General features: G+C 48.1%; 17 protein-coding genes. 14 read left to right on the forward strand and 3 right to left on the reverse strand.

Going from position 1 to position 18,544, the window contains the following annotated elements; all coding sequences use genetic code 11:
- From HMPREF3179_RS00635 to HMPREF3179_RS00695, 13 genes are all read left to right on the forward strand, one after another.
- Positions 1 to 244 (forward strand): periplasmic nitrate reductase, NapE protein (locus tag HMPREF3179_RS00635; protein ID WP_246824316.1); only part of this gene is annotated, 244 nt, incomplete at its 5' end.
- Positions 245 to 383: 139 nt separating this feature from the next.
- Positions 384 to 1,634, forward strand: coding sequence for a pentaheme c-type cytochrome TorC (torC, locus tag HMPREF3179_RS00640; RefSeq protein WP_018026979.1), 1,251 nt, complete (start codon positions 384 to 386; stop codon positions 1,632 to 1,634).
- 17 nt (positions 1,635 to 1,651) lie between these two features.
- Positions 1,652 to 4,192 carry a trimethylamine-N-oxide reductase TorA gene (gene torA, locus HMPREF3179_RS00645; protein ID WP_070469268.1) on the forward strand — a complete coding sequence of 847 codons (2,541 nt, stop codon included), beginning with the start codon at positions 1,652 to 1,654 and terminating at the stop codon, positions 4,190 to 4,192.
- 179 nt (positions 4,193 to 4,371) lie between these two features.
- The gene (gene torD / locus HMPREF3179_RS00650; protein WP_244912525.1) at positions 4,372 to 5,115 is read left to right on the forward strand and encodes a molecular chaperone TorD; all 744 of its coding nucleotides are present in this window, start codon (positions 4,372 to 4,374) and stop codon (positions 5,113 to 5,115) included.
- Positions 5,116 to 5,117: 2 nt separating this feature from the next.
- On the forward strand, positions 5,118 to 5,777 hold the full coding sequence (gene ccmA, locus HMPREF3179_RS00655) for a heme ABC exporter ATP-binding protein CcmA (RefSeq protein WP_070469270.1): 660 nt from the start codon (positions 5,118 to 5,120) through the stop codon (positions 5,775 to 5,777).
- A gap of 19 nt (positions 5,778 to 5,796) precedes the next feature.
- Positions 5,797 to 6,444, forward strand: coding sequence for a heme exporter protein CcmB (locus HMPREF3179_RS00660; RefSeq protein WP_070469271.1), 648 nt, complete (start codon positions 5,797 to 5,799; stop codon positions 6,442 to 6,444).
- Positions 6,445 to 6,448: 4 nt separating this feature from the next.
- A complete protein-coding gene (ccmC, locus tag HMPREF3179_RS00665) occupies positions 6,449 to 7,222 on the forward strand; it encodes a heme ABC transporter permease CcmC (RefSeq protein WP_070469272.1) in 774 nt (257 codons plus the stop codon).
- On the forward strand, positions 7,222 to 7,410 hold the full coding sequence (ccmD, locus tag HMPREF3179_RS00670; protein ID WP_018026985.1) for a heme exporter protein CcmD: 189 nt from the start codon (positions 7,222 to 7,224) through the stop codon (positions 7,408 to 7,410). Before ccmC ends, ccmD begins: the two co-directional genes overlap by 1 nt.
- A complete protein-coding gene (gene ccmE / locus HMPREF3179_RS00675) occupies positions 7,403 to 7,879 on the forward strand; it encodes a cytochrome c maturation protein CcmE (RefSeq protein ID WP_070469273.1) in 477 nt (158 codons plus the stop codon). Before ccmD ends, ccmE begins: the two co-directional genes overlap by 8 nt.
- Positions 7,876 to 9,831, forward strand: a complete 1,956-nt coding sequence (locus HMPREF3179_RS00680) for a heme lyase CcmF/NrfE family subunit (protein ID WP_070469274.1) — start codon at positions 7,876 to 7,878, stop codon at positions 9,829 to 9,831. Before ccmE ends, HMPREF3179_RS00680 begins: the two co-directional genes overlap by 4 nt.
- 2 nt (positions 9,832 to 9,833) lie before the next feature.
- Positions 9,834 to 10,376, forward strand: coding sequence for a DsbE family thiol:disulfide interchange protein (locus HMPREF3179_RS00685; RefSeq protein WP_070469275.1), 543 nt, complete (start codon positions 9,834 to 9,836; stop codon positions 10,374 to 10,376).
- A 16-nt stretch (positions 10,377 to 10,392) separates the two neighbouring features.
- The gene (locus HMPREF3179_RS00690; protein WP_070469276.1) at positions 10,393 to 10,842 is read left to right on the forward strand and encodes a cytochrome c-type biogenesis protein; all 450 of its coding nucleotides are present in this window, start codon (positions 10,393 to 10,395) and stop codon (positions 10,840 to 10,842) included.
- Positions 10,842 to 11,684: a tetratricopeptide repeat protein gene (locus HMPREF3179_RS00695; RefSeq protein WP_070469277.1), complete on the forward strand. Its 843-nt coding sequence runs from the start codon at positions 10,842 to 10,844 to the stop codon at positions 11,682 to 11,684. Before HMPREF3179_RS00690 ends, HMPREF3179_RS00695 begins: the two co-directional genes overlap by 1 nt.
- Positions 11,685 to 11,770: 86 nt before the next feature.
- Here the strand turns inward: HMPREF3179_RS00695 and gdhA are convergent, their stop codons facing one another.
- A complete protein-coding gene (gene gdhA, locus HMPREF3179_RS00700; RefSeq protein WP_048767209.1) occupies positions 11,771 to 13,123 on the reverse strand; it encodes an NADP-specific glutamate dehydrogenase in 1,353 nt (450 codons plus the stop codon).
- A gap of 121 nt (positions 13,124 to 13,244) precedes the next feature.
- Positions 13,245 to 16,910, reverse strand: coding sequence for an indolepyruvate ferredoxin oxidoreductase family protein (locus HMPREF3179_RS00705; RefSeq protein ID WP_083290658.1), 3,666 nt, complete (start codon positions 16,908 to 16,910; stop codon positions 13,245 to 13,247).
- Between the two features lie 187 nt (positions 16,911 to 17,097).
- On the opposite strand from HMPREF3179_RS00705, the gene HMPREF3179_RS00710 reads away from it, so the two are divergent.
- Entirely contained in the window at positions 17,098 to 17,316 is a 219-nt protein-coding gene (locus HMPREF3179_RS00710) for a hypothetical protein (protein ID WP_070469278.1), read from the forward strand.
- Positions 17,317 to 17,381: 65 nt separating this feature from the next.
- Here the strand turns inward: HMPREF3179_RS00710 and bamC are convergent, their stop codons facing one another.
- On the reverse strand, positions 17,382 to 18,515 hold the full coding sequence (gene bamC / locus HMPREF3179_RS00715) for an outer membrane protein assembly factor BamC (protein ID WP_083290371.1): 1,134 nt from the start codon (positions 18,513 to 18,515) through the stop codon (positions 17,382 to 17,384).
- Between the last annotated feature and the right edge of the window lie 29 nt (positions 18,516 to 18,544).

An 18,544-nucleotide genomic window follows, 5' to 3' on the forward strand; every position in this document is an offset into this window, starting at 1 on the left:
TAAAGGAAGTTACACAAAATTATTTACAGGCTCTTTTTTGGAGTCCGCTATGAGTCAAACTCAATCTACCAATATCCAGGATCAAAAGACGCTTCAATCAGACGGCAAAAAAGTGTCAGAGTGGAAGCGCTTCTTATTAATGGGCTTTATCGTATTGCCTATTTTTACCTTGCTCCTCATCTGTGCTTATGGTTTTGCGGTTTGGTTCGGGCAAATGCTGTTTTGGGGGCCGCCTGGACCTTAAGCAGGAGTTTTTGTCGCCGTGTTAATGACGCTTGTGGAGATCATAGGCGGTGGTTTTCTATTGAGAGTAGATGGGCTCAAAGTTAAGGGGTTGACTCGTCTGCTTTGTCTTTGCACACATAATTAAGGGTAATTTAGCGATGAAAATTATCAAAGCTATATTTCGTGCGATCGCGAATCTATTTCGCTGGATTTACGACTGGTTTACGCGTCCAGCGCGTCGCATTGGTTTAGGATTGTTGGTCACCGGCGGTTTTATTGCTGGGATTGGATTTTGGGCCAGTTTTAATGCCGGCATGAATTACACCAACACCGAGGAATTCTGTATTTCCTGTCATACGATGGGTGATAACTTATTACCAGAGCTTCAAAAGACGGTGCACTGGAAGAATCGTACAGGGGTTCGTGCCTACTGTATGGATTGTCACGTACCACATAGCTTCACGGATAAAGTTGCACGTAAAATGCAAGCCTCACGTGAGGTATTGAGCCACGTGGTGGGAACTATCGGTACCCGTGAAAAGTTTTTAGAGCACCGTCTCGTCTTGGCGCAACGTGAATGGGCACGTTTCAAGGCAAATAATTCCAAGGAATGTCGTAACTGCCATGACTACGACAGTATGGACTTTGACAAGATGAAGGTTACTTCGCAAATGATGATGCGTAGTGCAGCAGAGCGTAATGCCAGCTGTGTTGATTGTCACCGTGGTATTGCGCACGAATTGCCTGAGATCAAGGGTGCAGGTAACCCCGCCTTTGACTCCTTGTTATCTGAAGCCAGCCATGTGTCGGTCAAAGCGGGCGGTCATTATGTTTCCGTGGTACCACAAAAAATCTACGCAGATCAGACCTTAACTAAGGAAATCGGTTCTATTGAAGTCAGTACGCCAGTTAAGATCTTACAGAACGTTGATGGTGCTTTAGAAGTTGAATTGGATTTGTGGCGTAAAAATAAGGGGCTAGCGCGTGTTTGGTATAACAGCTTCGGTATGAACGTGACCAATGCCATTTTAAATCGTGATGTTCTCAAGGATTCAGATTTTATTGAGGTACTTGAGTCACGCATGGATGAAATGACTGGCTTGGAATGGCAAAAAGTCAGTGCGAGTGTTTGGATTGAGCCCGGTACCTTGTTAAACAGTGTGGAGCCGATTTGGGATATCGCACGTCATAGTTATGACAGCGCATGTAGTGTGTGTCACCGCCAGCCTCAACCTGCGTCGCATGATGCGAACCAATGGCCGGGCCTATTTGCCGGTATGGTGGGTTTCACCAATATGGATAGTGAGACAGCCGACGTGGTGCTTAAGTACTTACAGCTGAATTCTTCTGACTTTGCTACCGCGAGTCAATCAGCGCTTGAGGGTACGATTCAATCTGCGCGTCCATAGGGTTTAGGAGGATTTTTATGTTTACACGTCGTCAATTTATTAAGGGGTTGGCAGCCACTGCGGGTGTGGCTTCAGTGCCTAGTTTTTTACTCGGTTCTTCCATTGTTAAGGCACAAGAAAGCACGACCATGCCTGATGCCGAGTTGGGTCGTTGGCGTTTTTCTGGTGCTCATTGGGGGGCTTTCCGCGCCCGTGTGGTAGCTGACCGTGTGGTTGAAATTAAGCCTTTTGAGTTTGATAAGCACCCGACGCCTATTTTAGATGGCACCATGGATGTGATTTATAGTGCCTCGCGTGTGCGTTATCCGATGGTGCGCTTGGATTGGTATCGTAAGCGTCAACATAGCGATCGTAGTCAACGTGGTGATAATCGTTTTATTCGCGTCAGTTGGGATGAGGCGCTGGATCTGTTGTACGAAGAGCTGGAGCGCATTCAAACCCAATACGGTCCGTGGGCTTTACACATTGCTAACGTCGGTTGGCGTTCGGTAGGTCAGGTACATAGCTGTGGTAACCACATGTTGCGTGCGGTGGGTATGCATGGTCATGGTGTTGGTACCGCAGGTGACTATTCTACTGGGGCTGGGCAGATGATTATGCCCTATATTTTAGGTTCGACCGAGGTTTATTCTCAGGGTACCTCCTGGGATATTATCTTAGAAGAAACGGAGACCTTGATTTTCTGGGCTAGTGACCCGGTTAAGAATTTGCAAGTCGGTTGGAATACCGAAACACACGAGGCCTTTGCCTATTTTGAAAAGCTCAAAGCACGTATTGCCGAGGGCAAGATCAAGGTGATCACGGTTGATCCGGTCAAGAGTAAAACGCAAAATTACCTTGAGTGTGAGCAGCTCTATGTTAATCCAATGACAGATGTGGCTTTGATGTTGGCGATTGCGCACACCCTCTATACCGAGGAGCTGTATGACCGTCAGTTTATTGATGATTACGCCATGGGCTTTGACGACTTTACACCGTATCTGATGGGTAAAACCATTGATATGGTTGAAAAAACGCCAGAGTGGGCTGAAGCGATTTGTGGTGTGCCGGCTGAACGCATCCGTGAATTAGCACGTTTAATGGCCGGTAGTCGCACGCAATTGATGTTTGGTTGGGCTATTCAGCGTCAACAGCATGGTGAGCAACCATATTGGATGGGGGCGATTATTGCCACCATGCTGGGTCAGTTTGGTTTGCCGGGTGGCGGTATTAGTTACTCACACCACTATAGCTCGGTGGGGGTTAACTCCTCCGGTGCCTCAATGCCGGGTAGCTTCCCCTTAAACTTGGATACCGGACGTACGCCAAAGCATAATAGCACCGACTATAAGGGCTATAGTTCAGTGATTCCGGTGGCACGAGTAGTTGATGCCTTGTTAGAGCCTGGTAAAAAGATCAACTTTAATGGCAATGAGGTGACCTTACCGCCATATAAAATGGCCGTTTTCTCCGGTAGTAACCAGTGGCACCGTCACCAGGATCGTAACCGCATGAAGCGGGCGTATTTAGAGCTGGAGACAGTACTATCAGTAGACTATAACTGGACCGCTACATGTCGTTTTGCCGATATTGTGTTGCCGGCGTGTACCCCCTATGAGCGCAATGACTTAGATGCTTATGGTTCCTACTCGAACCGTGGGATTATTGCGATGCATAAATTGGTGGATCCTTTGTATCACTCCCGTTCCGACTTTGATATTTGGCGTGATTTTGCCCGTCGTATGAATCGCGATATCGAATACAGTCGCAATATGGACGAGATGCAATGGGTGCGTTTCTTGTACGATGAGTGTCGTGCAGAAAATATGCGCAAAGATATCCCGATGCCGCCGTTTGAGGAGTTTTGGGAAACCGGCTATGTGCTGTTTCCAGAAGGGCCGAATTGGGTACGTCATGCCGCCTTCCGCGAGGATCCGGAAGTGAATGCCTTAGGGACACCGTCTGGCTACATTGAAATTTTTAGTCGTCGTATTGCGAGCTACGGTTATGAGGATTGCCCGGGCCATCCGATTTGGATGGAGAAGATCGAGCGTTCGCATGGGGGACCTGGTTCTGACAAGTATCCTTTATGGTTACAGTCGGTGCACCCGGATACGCGCTTGCACTCGCAAACGAATGAATCCGAAACTCGTCGTGCCGTCTATACGGTGCAAGGTCGAGAGCCAATCTATATGGGGCCCGAAGATGCGATGGCGCGCGGTCTTAAGTCTGGTGATTTAGTACGGGTATTTAATGACCGCGGTCAATTGCTCGCCGGTTTGGTGGTGTCGCCTAACTTCCCTAAGGGTATTGTACGCATTCAAGAGGGGGCATGGTATGGTCCGACAGGGCCAGAAATCGGCGCCTTGGATACCTACGGTGACCCGAATACCTTGACCCTGGATATTGGTACCTCGCAGTTAGCGCAGGGACCAAGTGCCAATACTTGTTTGGTGGAAGTGGAGTTTTTCCGTGGCGAAGCGCCGCCAGTCACTTCTTTCGGTGGTCCGATTGAGGTCGATATCCAGGGTAACCCAGTGGAACGGCAGCCGGAGCCGGAAGAGGAGAAAGCGCTTTAAGCCTTGTCTTAGGGTGTGTAATGGCTCCTGCGTTGTCAGGAGCCATACAGGTCAAGCCTTTCGCTATTAGTACTTAATTACTAAAAGGCTGCACAAGTGGCGCAGCCTTTTGTGACTGAAGCATTCAATTACATTATCCGCTAACAACAGGCTGGATTTTCTATTTTTACGCTAAGCAAATGATGGATTTAGAGCTAGAACAACACTGGAAACAAATCAACCAACAACGCGCTGCTTTTTATGGCTGGTTTGCTGGCGCTTTTGCGAGCGAATTATCAAAACAGGCCTTTGCCTTTTATAGTAGTACTCAGCTAGATAGCTTATTGGCAGTGCTTGAGCATATTGGTTTCGAGCAGGAAGTGGCACGCTTGCAAGCTTTTACCTCAACACTTGAGGGAACAGAGGATGAGCGCATTGAGCTAATGGCGGATTTTGCCTCCTGCTTTTTGTTGGATAGTCGTCAATCCGCCTTACCCTATGCTTCCTATTATTTGAGTGAAGAAAAGTTGCTTTACGGCGAAGCCAATCAGCGCATGAGTGATTTTTTACAAGGGAATCAGTTGCAGTTGCACGAGGATTTCAGGGAACCGGCTGATCATTTAGTGGTTTATTTGGCGGTGATGGCGGATTGGTGTAGCGAGGTGGCCGAGTTAAACGATCCGCACGAGATTGAACGTCAGGTCAATGAGCAGTATGAATTCCTCAGCGAGGCCTTGCTTTCTTGGTTGCCGCAGTGGGCAGAGCGGCTCGAACAAATTCCACATTTGCGTTATACCTTTTATCCTGCCATGGGTCAGTTACTCTTAAGCTATGTGCGTGCTGATGCCCAAGCCATGCGTTATGAGCCAGCCGACGAGCAAGCACTGACTGAAGACGATACGGCAGCTTCAGCATCCCCGAGTCACAAGCAGACCCTCCACTAATCGTGGCAAAGGCATTATTAAAGGCACAAGACCTGAGTCTTAGACGCCGAGACCGATTGCTTTTTGAGCAGCTATGCTTTGAGATTTACCCGTCGCAGCTGTGGCATCTACGTGGCCCGAACGGTAGTGGTAAAAGCTCCTTATTGGATGTTTTAGTCGGTTTAACAAGCGTTGATAGCGGTGAGGTGCTTTGGTATGAAGCAGGCGCTCAAGCGTCCCGGGACGGTGGTTTTGCTCCGGCTATCGCAAGGCGCCGCGCATGCTTTCACTATTGTCGTCAACAAACGGCGGTGAATCCCAGGTTGAGCGTGCGTGAGAATATCGAGCGACAAGCCCTGTGGGCTAATAGTCGCTTCTCGGCAGCACAACTTTTGGCGTGGGCTGAGGAAGTGGAGCTGTTAGCACTGTTAGATGAGCCGGCTACCTTCTTATCCCAAGGTCAAAAAAAGCAAATCGCCTTAGCGCGACTGCGTTTATTTGGACAACGGGCTTTGTGGCTTCTGGATGAGCCGTTTAATTCTCTGGATCAGATAGCGGTTGAGCGTCTTGAACAGTGGATAGCTGAGCATATCGCTACCGGTGGGGCGGCCATTTTGGTGAGTCACACCGAGCAATGTCAGACCTTGCCGGTGCATACATTGCAGTTATCGGGCACGGTATGAGAGAGGGAGTAGCGGCGTGATGTTGTTTTTATCATTGACTGCGCATGAAGTGCGATTGATGCTCAAAAATCGTTCAGCGATATACCGAAGCGTTTTCTTTTTGTTATTGGTAGCAGCCTTATTTCCTTTAGCCATCAGTGGCGAGCCGGCGTTTTTGCGACAAATCGGCTTAGGCGTGATGATGATTGCAGCTTTATTAGCTAATTTATTATCACTTTCACTGATCTTTGAGGACGATTTTCAAGATGGTAATTTAGCGCAAATGTTGTTGTCGCCGATTGATGCGGTTTACTTTATTTATAGTAAGATGCTTGCGCACTGGTTGTGCATTTGCGTGCCTTTATTACTCGGGGCCTTGTTATTAGCGCTACAGTATCATTTTGAGTTTGAACAATTTGTTCTGGTGTTGCCCTTATTGTGCTTTTTTAGCTTGATTCTCACAGCGATCGGTACCATAGCGGCGGCGTTGACGGTGGGTTTATCGCAAAGTTTATTGCCCGCCTTGTTGTATATTCCGCTGTGTGTTCCTGCGCTGATATTTGCGGCAGGGGCCTTAGATGAGCAGAATTATTTGGCCCATTTGCAATTATTAATCGCTTGCGCTTTATTTTCTTGGTTATTTTTCCCATGGGCATCGCGTTTTGCGCTTAAAACTACCTATGAATAAACACATGAGTTCTTTCAATCAATCCTCAGCTCAACCGAGCACTTGGCGTCGTTTTGCCAGTCCTCTGTACTTTGAGCGCTTTGCTAAACGTGGCGCAGTCGTGGCTTGGAGCATTGCCATCGTGCTTGGTCTCATTGGTTGTGTTTACGGCTTTTTATTTGCGCCCTTAGATGCAGTACAGGGTAATAGCTATCGAATCATGTTTCTGCATGTGCCCGGCAGTTGGATGGCGATGATTATTTATGTGGCGATGGCTTTTTGGTCCATTATTTATTTGGTTTGGCGCACCCATACTTCCATTTTATTGGTGCGCGCTATGGCACCTACAGGGGCCTTGATGTGCTTATTGTCGTTGCTGAGTGGGGCCATTTGGGGTAAACCAACGTGGGGTACTTATTGGGTCTGGGATGCGCGCTTAACCGCCATGTTATTGTTATTGTTTCTGTATTTGGGTTTAATTGCTTTGTTGCAAAGTATTCGTAGCGAGCAAAGAGCGAACTTAGTGGCTGCGCTGTGGTCTGTTGTTGGGGTCGTGAATGTGCCGATTATTTATTTCTCCGTCATTTGGTGGAATACCCTACATCAAGGTGCCAGTATCACCATGAGCCGTGGCATTTCGATTCATCCCGATATGTTATATGCCTTGCTTTTTATGAGCTTTGCGGCGTGGGCCTATGCGATTGGTATGATTTTGGCGCGTGCGCGTTGGCTGCTCTTAAATAAATATGCCCATAGCGATTGGGCACAGCAAATCATCTTGGCGAAGGAGGGTCATTAATGCACTGGCAATCCGTCAATGAGTTTTTAACCATGGGTGGTCATGGGGTATATGTCTGGTCTGTTGTTTTATTGTGCGTGTTGATGCTAGTCGTCGAGGGGCTGTCCCTGAGGCAATTAAAGCAGAAAACACGGAAGCGTGTTCGTAGAATTCAGCGCTTAGCTTCAAAAAAGGTGTTCAATGAATAAGCGACAAAAGCGATTGCTTTGGGTGTTGGTATTTTTGCTTGGTTTAATTGCCTGTACTGTTTTAGTGGTTAATGCCTTACGCAATAATATGGTGTTCTTTCACACGCCTAGCGAGGTGCGGGCGCACAAAGTCGCCCCCCATCAGTACGTGCGTGTCGGTGGTTTAGTAAGACCAGGCAGTTTAGTCAAGCACAAGGACTCGGTACAAATTGACTTCGAGTTGGTTGATGATGGCGATGCGATTCCAGTCAGCTATGAGGGTTTATTGCCAGATCTCTTTGGTGAGGGGCAGGGGGCAGTGCTTGAAGGGGAGTGGAATGGTGAGCGATTTATCGCTCAGCGGGTGTTTGCTAAGCACGATGAAAACTACATGCCTCCTGAGGTAGAAAAAGCTGCCTCCACGATGCATCAGCAATATACTGGTGGTGCGCTCCCGCGTGAGGGATCTAAGGCAGGGGAGACGCAATGATTTGGGTGAATTTAGGTAGCTTTGCCTTATTGCTAGGATTCATGTTTTCATTGTTTGCCGCTGTTGCTGCCTTTTATGCGGCAGCGAAGCGACAGGCGCTGATGCCCTTGGTTAGACTAAGTGGCAGTCTCACTAATTTACTGGTTCTAATCGCCTTTATTGCCCTCATCGTTGTGCTGTTGAATGATCTGTTTTATGTGCGCTATGTGGCTCAGCATTCGAATAGTCAATTGCCTGTGTTTTATAAAATCTCAGCGGCTTGGGGTGGCCATGAGGGTTCGCTCTTATTCTGGGCGCTGCTCTTAGGTATCTGGAATCAAGTGTTTTTACGTTGGGCCAGGGCTTTATCAGCAAGCATGGCACTGAATGCATTGGGCGTGTTGAGCGCAGTGATGAGCGGTTTTTTGCTGTTTATTTTGGCCGGTTCCAGTCCCTTTGAGTTAATTGAACCCGCACCACCTGAGGGGGCTGATTTAAATCCTTTACTGCAAGATATCGGTTTGGTTATTCATCCGCCCTTTTTATATCTGGGCTATGTGGGTACAACCCATGTCTTTGCCTTATCCTTAGCCGCTTTAATTAGCGGTGATGCGGGAAGAGCTTGGGCAGCCAGTTGTCGTCCGTGGGCATTGGCGGCTTGGGGCTTTTTATCGATTGGGATTTTAATCGGCAGTATGTGGGCCTATTATGAACTAGGCTGGGGTGGTTGGTGGTTCTGGGACCCAGTGGAAAATGCCTCCTTAATGCCCTGGTTTTGTTTGACCGCATTGATTCATTGCTTGTTGGTGGCTGAAAAACGGCAGGTATTCCGCCATTGGAGCATTCTATTAAGCATTGCCTCCTTTGCCTTGGCTTTATTGGGTACCTTTTTGGTGCGTTCAGGTGTGCTAACCTCGGTGCATGCCTTTGCTAGCGATGCGACTCGCGGGGTCGCTATTTTAATCTTCTTATGTGTGGTGATAGGTGCGGCCTTAACACTGTATGCTTGGCGTGCTCCGAAGCTACAGGAAAATGCACAAGGTTTTGCCTTATTTTCGCGCGAGTCGTTATTGCTGCTGAATAATGTCTTGCTGGTGGTCTCCTGTGTCAGCGTGATGGTGGGCACTTTATTTCCACTTCTTACCGAAGCCTTTCAAATTGGTCAGTTCTCGGTAGGCGCACCGTATTTTGAGTCGGTGCTTGCACCCTTGTGGTTATTGTTGTTATTGCTGTTACCGCTGGCTATTTTTGCCCGTTGGAAGTATGACAGCGTTGCACGTATGTCTAAGGATTTAATTATTCCGCTAGTACCTGCATGCTGCATTGGTATGAGCATGCCAATGTGGTGGGAGGGTTTTTCTTGGTGGCTAGGCCTAGGTTTTACAGCGGCCTGGTGGGTAGCTTTTGCCTCAATTTATTTGTTAATTGATCGGATGCGACGGAACCAGCAACCACTGTGGAAGTTGCCGTTACATTTTATAGGCATGAATTTAGGGCATTTGGGCTTGGCAATTTTTGTGATCGGCGCCTTAGCAGCTAAAAACTATGCCGTCGAATATAATCGGGTGATTTATCCGCGTCAAAGCCTGCAGATCGAGCACTATGAGATTCGTTTTATGCACCTAGAGGGTAAGGTCGGCCCTAATTTTGATTCGCTTATCGGGCATTTTGAGGTGTGGGAAGATGATAAGCTATTGGCACGCTTACGACCGGAGAAACGGCAGTATTTTTCCGGTGGCGAACCGACCACAGAAACGTCGATTAATCGGGGTGTATTCCGTGATTTATATATGAGTTTGGGCGAGATGCAAGGCACGGATTTTGAAACTAGTCCTTGGACCATTCGTTTTTATTATAAGCCTTTAATGAATTGGGTCTGGGCTGGGTTTATGATGATGGCCTTAGCCGCTTTACTGTCCTTTAAAGGACTACGGCGTCCAAAGATGAACACGCAGCGACAGCAAACGGAGTAAGTATGTGGCTTAAACGTTTTTGGCCCTTATTGTTATTGGGCGCCCTAGTACTGTTATTGGCAATAGGCTTGGGTAGGGAGCAAAAGCCGCTGTCATCGGCCTTGGTCGGTAAGGCGATGCCGGCATTTAATTTACCGTCGTTGAAAAATCAAAATCAACGCTATGATCAAGCCTTATTTCGTGGACGGGTTTTTGTGTTGAATGTTTGGGCATCTTGGTGTGAGGCGTGTCAATACGAGCATAAAATTTTTGTTGAACAGCCATTACCCGAGAATGTGGCCTTGGTGGGTTTGAATTATAAGGATCAAAGTGGCCCAGCCTTACGTTGGTTGCGTGACTGGGGTGATCCTTATCGTCTTAGCTTACAAGATGAACAGGGTCGTTTGGGCTTGGATTTGGGTGTCTATGGTGTGCCTGAAACCTTTGTGATTAATGAGCGTGGCATCATTACACATCGTCATGTGGGTGCTTTGGATGAAGAGAGTTGGACGCAGGATTTGTTACCAGCGGTACGGCGTGCCTTAGCGCAACAGCAGGCAGATTAATTGTTGTCATTTTGATATGAAAAAATTATTTAATCATAAATTATTAAGCCTCCTTTTTGCGGCTGTTTTGAGTTTAATGACCCTAACTGCGCAGGCTCAGGAGGGCATGGCACCAATCACCTTAAGTCCGGAACTGGAGCAACGTGAGCATCAGTTGGCGAAGAATTTACGTTGTTTAGTCTGTCAAAATCAATCCATCGCAGATTCGGGCGCGGGGCTGGCCGATGATCTGAAGGCAGAGATTCGCTTACAGCTTAGCTTAGGCAAAAGTGATGAGGAGATCGTGCAGCATATGGTTGAGCGTTATGGTGAATTTATTAATTACAAACCCGCCTTTAATAGCACTACTTTTTTATTATGGGTGGGCCCTGCTCTGGTGTTAGGCCTTATGTTAGTGCTTTTAATCAGAACCATCCGTCAACAGGGTAAGGGTTTAAATATGCGAGATTCGGAGTCAGCAGAATAATGAATAGTTCTTATTGGATTATTGTCGGCGTCATTTTAGCGCTGCTTATTTGTAGTGTATTGTTTTTGCGTTTGCGACCTAAAGAAAGTGGTCGTAGTTGGTATTTGGGCTTTTTAGTGATCCCCTTGATAGCCGGTGGGGTATTTTACTTTCTTTATCTTAAGGATCAACGGGATCCGGCGGCCACTTTTGAGCGTACGGGTAATGTTGCGCAGTTTATTGATGCGGTGTCCTTGTTAGAGCAGCGCGTGGAGGTCAATCCTGAAGATTACAAGGGGCAGTTGATGTTAGCGCATAGCTATCGGGCAATGGGTCGTTACGAGGAGTCTGTCGCTCGTTTTGGTAAGGCTTGGCCCTTAATCGAAAAGGATCCGAATAATTTGGCCCTTTTTGCCGGGGCCCTAGCCATTTACCGCGGTGGCTTCGAAGGTAAGCCATTGGAGTTGATCGGTCAGGCATTGGCGTTAGAGGCGGATAATCCCGATGCCTTGATGCTCTTAGGTGGGGCCATGTTCCAGCAGGGTAATTACGTTGAAGCGATCAAAAGTTGGGAGCGATTATTAGCCGATAAAAGCATCCAAGAAGAAGATAAAATCTGGATTAAAGAGCAGCTTGAGGAAGCCAAATTAGCCGCTAGTGATCCGGAAGCCTATGCTGAATTAATCAAACAGCGTGAGGCGGATATATTTGGTGCGGGTGGGGGCCATCCGAGTGGTGCCATGGGCAGCATGATGTCGGAGCCCGTGATGGGTTCGCCTGCGAGTGGGGCTCACCCCAGCTCAGGTTCAGGGCATCCTGATTTTATGTTAGGCGCCCCAGCCAGCGGCGTTAAGCCGCACTAATTGAGTCTTGAGTCAAACGATAAGCGCTGCCTCTGATGGTTCAGGGCAGCGCTTTTGAGATTGCCGAAGTCAGCTAAGCACTCCGCTTAATACACGCCTTGTTCAATCATGGCATCGGCCACTTTGCGGAAGCCGGCAATATTAGCACCTAAGACCAAGTTATGTGGTTCACCGAACTCCTCAGCGGTATTAGCGCATTGGCGGTAAATATTTTCCATAATGATCCGTAGACGGTGATCAACCTCTTCAAAAGTCCATTGTTGCATACTTGCGTTTTGTGCCATTTCCAGTTGGCTGGTGGCGACACCGCCGGCATTAGCCGCCTTACCTGGACCGTAGAGGATTTTAGCCTGTAAGAATTTATGCACCGCTTCAGGCGTGCTTGGCATATTGGCGCCTTCTGAAACCAAGATACAGCCATTGGCCAAGAGTGTTTCTGCGTCATGCTCATTAAGCTCATTTTGCGTTGCGCAAGGAAAGGCTAATTCACAAGGTACTGACCACACTGGATTTCGACCCTCTGGATAGTCCTCAACAGGTGTATACACAGCATCTGGACGGTATTTAAGATAGCTTTCTAGGCTCTCATTGGCCCCTTCTTTGAGACGTTTAAGCGTATTTAGGTTGATGCCGTGCTTATCCCAGATAAAGCCTCTGGAATCACTACATGTCACTGGAATGGCGCCCAGTTGTTGAAGCTTTTCAATGGTATAAATGGCTACGTTACCGGCACCGGAAACGGTACAGATGCGACCTTCTAAGTCCTTATTATGGGCTTTGAGCATGTTTTGCGCAAAATAAACGCAGCCATAGCCCGTGGCCTCGGTGCGTGCTAAGGAACCACCCCAAAGCGGGCGCTTACCAGTCAGTACACCCTCGTAGTGACCGGTGAGACGCTTATACTGACCAAACATATAGCCGATTTCGCGTGAGCCTACACCAATATCACCCGCAGGCACATCAATGGTCGCACCGATATGACGATAAAGCTCTGTCATAAAGGCCTGGCAGAAACGCATAATTTCAGCAGGGGATTTATCTTTGGGGTCAAAGTCTGCACCCCCTTTGGCGCCACCAATGGCTAAACCAGTGAGTGCATTTTTGAAAATTTGTTCGAAGCCTAAAAACTTAATCACACTGGAGCACACGCTAGGGTGGAAGCGAAGACCGCCCTTGTACGGGCCTAAGGCTGAGTTGGACTGCACACGAAAGCCGCGGTTAACGCGAACCCGACCCTTATCATCAGTCCAAGCAATACGGAAAACGATTTGTCGCTCCGGCTCAACAATGCGCTCTAAAATGCCATTATCTTCGTATTTTGACTCACGAGCAAATAAAGGTTCTAAGGACTCCAGAACCTCGTGTACCGCTTGTGTGAACTCTGGTTCATGCGGGTTAATTTTGTGAAATCGAGTGAAAGTATTTTCTAGATAGCTCATGATAGTGATAGGAAAATAGATTAAAAGGCCGTGGATAAGGGTAGATAAAGTGCATCTATATCTATCCTTATCCAACGATCCATTTTCCTATTTTAAGCTACTTTTGTGCAAGTAAAATGGCTTATGCGGCTAAATTTCTCCCGGAAATAAATTGTTTTAGCAACGTCTCGCGTTTTTGCTCCATTGCCTTAACCGATTTCTCTTTGATGTGACCATAACCGCGAATATCATCCGGATAATTGGCTAATTCCAAGGCTAGGTCATAGTTATTCTCATTGAGTGATAATTTGAGTTGATCTAGCATGGTCAAATAATCCGTGATCAGTCGACGCTCTAAGACCCGGTCTGGATGTCTACCAAAGGGGTCAAAGGCGGTACCGCGGAGGAACTTCAGTTTGCTCAGCACCTTAAAGAGGGTAAAGATATAGGGGCCGAACTTTTTCTTACGCGGCGCACCCTCACCATCTTTAAGCTTTAAGCTTGGGGGCGAGAGATGTACATAAAGCTGATAGTCTTTACCAGGCTCGCCCTCAAACTGACGTCTTAAGCGCTCAAAGAACTCTGGTCTTAAGTAGAGCCTAGCCACCTCGTACTCATCCTTATAAGCCATCAGCTTATGCAGATTACGCGCCACCGTTTGTGTCAGACGGCGGGCGTGCTTACCAGCAACACGCTGTTCTACCTCACGCACGGCAGCCACCGCCTGCGTAAAGCGATCGGCATAGGCTTGGTTTTGATAGTCCACTAAACGCTTAGTTAAACGCTCAATTAAACCATCTAAGTTTTCCGCAAAGTGAATGGCTTGGGTCGAGCGGCCTTGCTCATCTGTATTGTTCAGCTGTGCCTCAGCTGCTGCCGGTACAACTGAATCGGTGCCGTGAACCGCTAGATGACGGCCCCATTCAAAGGCCTCTTTATTTTTATCCACGGCGACATTATTCAGCTCAAAGGCACGCATAATGCTTTCGTAATGAAGCGGGATTTTGCCATGTTGCCAAGCAAAGCCCATCAAGAGTGGGTTGGCGTAGATGGTGTCGCCTAATAGCTTGAGGGCCATACGATTGGCGTCAAAGAACAGCACATTATCTTCACCGAGGACATCTTGGATATCATGCTCTGTGATTTTGCTTGGATAACGCCATTTGCGGTTGGCAATAATTTCTGCGGTTGGCGTTTTAGCCTGGTTAATTGCACCCCAGGTGCGTCCTTTTTGTGCTTTGGAGGTAATTTCCTTAGAGGCTGCAACCAAGGAATCGCAACCTAAAATCACATCTGCCTCACCAATACCAATCCGTGTGGCATAGAGATCTGCGGGTTGTTCACCGATTTGTACGTGACTGATCACCGCCCCGCCTTTTTGGGCAAGACCGGTAATATCCAACACATGTACGCCTTTACACTCTAAATGCGCCGCCATGCCTAAAATCGCACCCACTGTTACTACGCCAGTACCACCCACGCCGGGTACTAGAATATTGAAAGCACGGTCAATGGCCGGTAGTTGTGGTGCGGGCAGGTTTTTATCAAGGCTAGGCAGACTGGTGCCGTCAACCTTGGGCTTAATCATTTGTGCACCCTCAGCGGTGACAAAGCTTGGGCAGAAACCCTTCAAACACGAGAAATCCTTATTACAGCTCGATTGATTAATCTGACGCTTGGTACCGAGCGGTGTTTCATAGGGCTCAACCGATAAACAGTGCGATTTTACACTGCAATCACCGCAGCCCTCACAAACCTCATCATTAATAAAGACACGGCGCACCGGATCCGGGTAGGTGCCACGCTTACGGCGGCGACGCTTTTCGGTGGCACAGGTCTGGTCGTAGATGATAATGGTGGTACCAGGCGTGCTGCGCATTTCTTCCATGACCGCATCGTAATCATCACGGTGACGAATTTCTGGGTTATTAACTAATGAAACGCCTTTGTATTTTTCAGGCTCGTCCGTGACAATCACCACCTTTTTTACCCCTTCGGCAACCAAGCTGGCATTAATCATGGGGACCGTCAGGGTGCCGTCGACTGGCTGTCCACCCGTCATGGCAACAGCGTCATTGTATAGAATCCGGTAGGTGATATTAGCCTTGGCGGCGATGGCGGCACGAATGGCCAGAATGCCTGAGTGGAAGTAAGTACCATCGCCGAGATTGGCAAAGATGTGCTTGGTATTAGTAAAGTGCTGTTGACCAATCCAAGTCACGCCTTCACCACCCATTTGGGTAAAGGTGTCGGTATTACGATCCATCCAGATGGTCATATAGTGGCACCCAATGCCCGCAACGGCACGGGAGCCTTCAGGTACCCGAGTTGAGGTGTTGTGCGGACAGCCAGAGCAGAACCAAGGCTTGCGCTCGCTCACCACAGAGATACGGGCCGCATCCTTTTCCTTGGCGCGGATAATGGCAATGCGTGCCTCAATGGTGGCACGGATTTCTGCCGGTATCTCACGCTTTAATAGACGTTGAGCAATGGCTTTGGCAATAATGGCTGGCGATAATTCGGCATTTGGCGGTAGTAACCAAGGCCCACGCGGTACCGACCATTCACCGCCACCGCCGTCCTTGGCATCATACTTACCATAGACCTCAGGACGTACATCATCACGCCAGTTATAGAGCTCCTCCTTAATGGCATACTCCATAATTTGACGTTTTTCTTCAACGACTAAAATCTCATCTAAACCCGTCGCAAACTCGCGCGCCCCTTGTGCCTCTAGCGGCCAGACACAGCCTACCTTATAGAGGCGAATACCAAGGGTAGTGCAATTTTTTTCGTCTAAACCTAAGTCAATTAAAGCCTGACGCACATCCAGGTAGGCCTTACCGGCAGTCATAATGCCGAATTTAGCATTAGGTGAATCAAACACAATACGGTCAATTTTATTGGCACGTACATAGGCAAGGGCTGCGTACCAACGGTAGTTATTTAGACGCTCTTCTTGTGCTAAGGGTGTATCAGGCCAGCGGATATTTAAACCGTCTGCTGGTAATTCAAAATCCTCAGGATAAATTGGCTGTACTCGATTTACATCAATATCAACGGAAGCACTGGACTCCACCACATCGGTGACGCACTTCATGCTCACCCATAGACCAGAATAACGGCTCATGGCCCAGCCGTGAATACCGTAGTCTAAATACTCCTGTACGCTAGAAGGGTAGAGGACCGGGATGCCGGCTGCTTGTAAGATATGCTCCGATTGGTAAGCGACGGTGGAGGATTTAGCACCATGGTCATCACCGGCAATTAATAACACGCCACCATGCTTGCCCGTACCGGCGTTATTCGCATGCTTAAACACATCCATGGAGCGGTCTAAGCCGGGTCCCTTACCATACCACATCGCAAATACGCCTTCGCGTGTTGCTTCGGGGAATAAATTTAATTGCTGCGTGCCCCAAACACTGGTGGCTGCTAAGTCTTCATTAAGCCCTGGCTGGAACACAATATCATGCGCTTCGAGGTGCTTTTTAGCAGACCATAGCGCTAAGTCAACATTGCCTAAGGGTGAGCCGCGATAACCGGAAATAAAACCGGCGGTGTTAAGGCCGTCTTGCTCATCTCGCAGCTTTTGAATCAGGGGAAGTCTGACCAAGGCCTGGGTACCATTCATAAAAACACGCCCTGAACGTGCGGTGTACTTGGTGTCTAAGGTAATTTCCTCGTGGCCGGGTGCTAACTGGCAGCTCAAGGCAGCACTATCTATCGTGTCTTGAGCTGTGTCTGTCTCTTGTATGTCTACCGTGGAGGTAGCATCATCAAACGGATTATGAATTGCTTTATTCATCCGTAGGGTCTCCTAAAACTGATCTACGCAAAATGGGTAAAATTGCGTTTATAATCTTTGCCATCTTGTGAATGGCCGTCCCATATTATGCGTGATTCAAAAGATTTTTTTTATTAGGGTTAAGCCGAAAACTTCTATATGAGTAACAATTTGTTGTTTACTTGATTTAAAAAGAGATGGGTTAGGGATGAGTAAGTTGAAGCGCCAAGTGGTGAGCTTTTTTGCTTGGGTTAGTCGTCGTTGGATTCTTTGTGTGCTGTTATTAACGGTGGTGTTTTGGATTCTCAGTCAAAACATTTTGATAGGCTTTATGGGCGCCTTTTTATTGGTATTGTTACTGCTAATGATTCATGCCTTGATTCAACTAAGCCGGTCAAATCACAAGGGTCCTGGAGAGTCATCATAAGTAGCAAAAAGCTCCGTCGCCTAAGCGAACGGAGCTTGATAAAAACGCTGATTAGTATGTGGGCACTAGAAGCGTTCGCTAATCACGCGTAGGATACGTTTACCCGTTTGTGAGTTTTCCGGCTGGCCTTGTTGGTTATACACGGAAATCATTGAACCACCAGCTTGTGGCGTCACTTTGACGGTGTAGGGGAGGGGCGTGATATTGCCGTGATCACCCCAGAGGCGACTGATAAAGTTACCAGCCTGACGCTTTTCACCCGTATCCGTATCTAGATAACGTACCACATAGCTACCCTCAGCCAGATCGGATTGATCAATGGTAAAACCGGCGCTATGCAGGGCGCTACCGACACGACGCCAGGTATCATCTGCGGAAAGCGATGAGCTTAAGGCGCTTTGTCCATCGACTGGTGTCAGTAACTGCTCTTGTGCTTGTGCTGTCGCACCGACGACCTGCGCTTCACGCACAGCGTTACGAGCGCGCTCTTCCTCGGCACCTAGATAGACCATTAAACGTGATAGCATCACGGCGTTTAAGCCTGGGTCCTCTTCGGCAGGAAGCCATCTAAAGGTGGTGGCGTCGCGATCCATCGCCGTTTCAACCATGCGTTGGTGGTTGATGTAGATCTCGGTCTGATTGCCGTTGCGCTCAAGACGGGTGGTAAAACGCTCACGCTCACCACTGTCAGAGACCATATCAATAATGGAGCCTAGGGCACGACGTAAGAAGTTGCCAGGGATCTTGGCACGGTTTTCAGCCCAGTCAGTTTCAATAATACCTGCTTGAGGATTATCACGATTAATGGTAAAGCCCTCGTTGTTCCAGAAAGAAACTAGACGTGGGTACACATCATTGGCATCGGCATTAATCTGTAACCAACGGGTATCGCCACTACGCATCACCTTCATGCCGGCAACCTCTGGCAGTACATTGACCCCCTGATTGGCAGCGGCTTTTTGCTGTGCTTCATTATAAACTCGTGCAGACGCCGTGCCGCCAGTCAGGCTGTATTGGGGATTACTGATTTGGGCGTTAGATAGATCGGGCGGTAAGCTTAAAGGATCGCCGCGCACCGTGCTCTTATAGTCAACTTGATCTTGAGTCAGTAAGTCTTGGACTGAACTACAACCAGTAATTGCCACAGTTGCACCGGTAGCTAAGACCAAGAAACGAAATTTTGTGTGCAGTTTTAGCATGTATGGTAATTCCTTATGGAAAGGCTTTT

Source organism: Oligella sp. HMSC09E12, from assembly GCF_001808505.1.
Classification (GTDB): domain Bacteria; phylum Pseudomonadota; class Gammaproteobacteria; order Burkholderiales; family Burkholderiaceae_B; genus Oligella; species Oligella urethralis.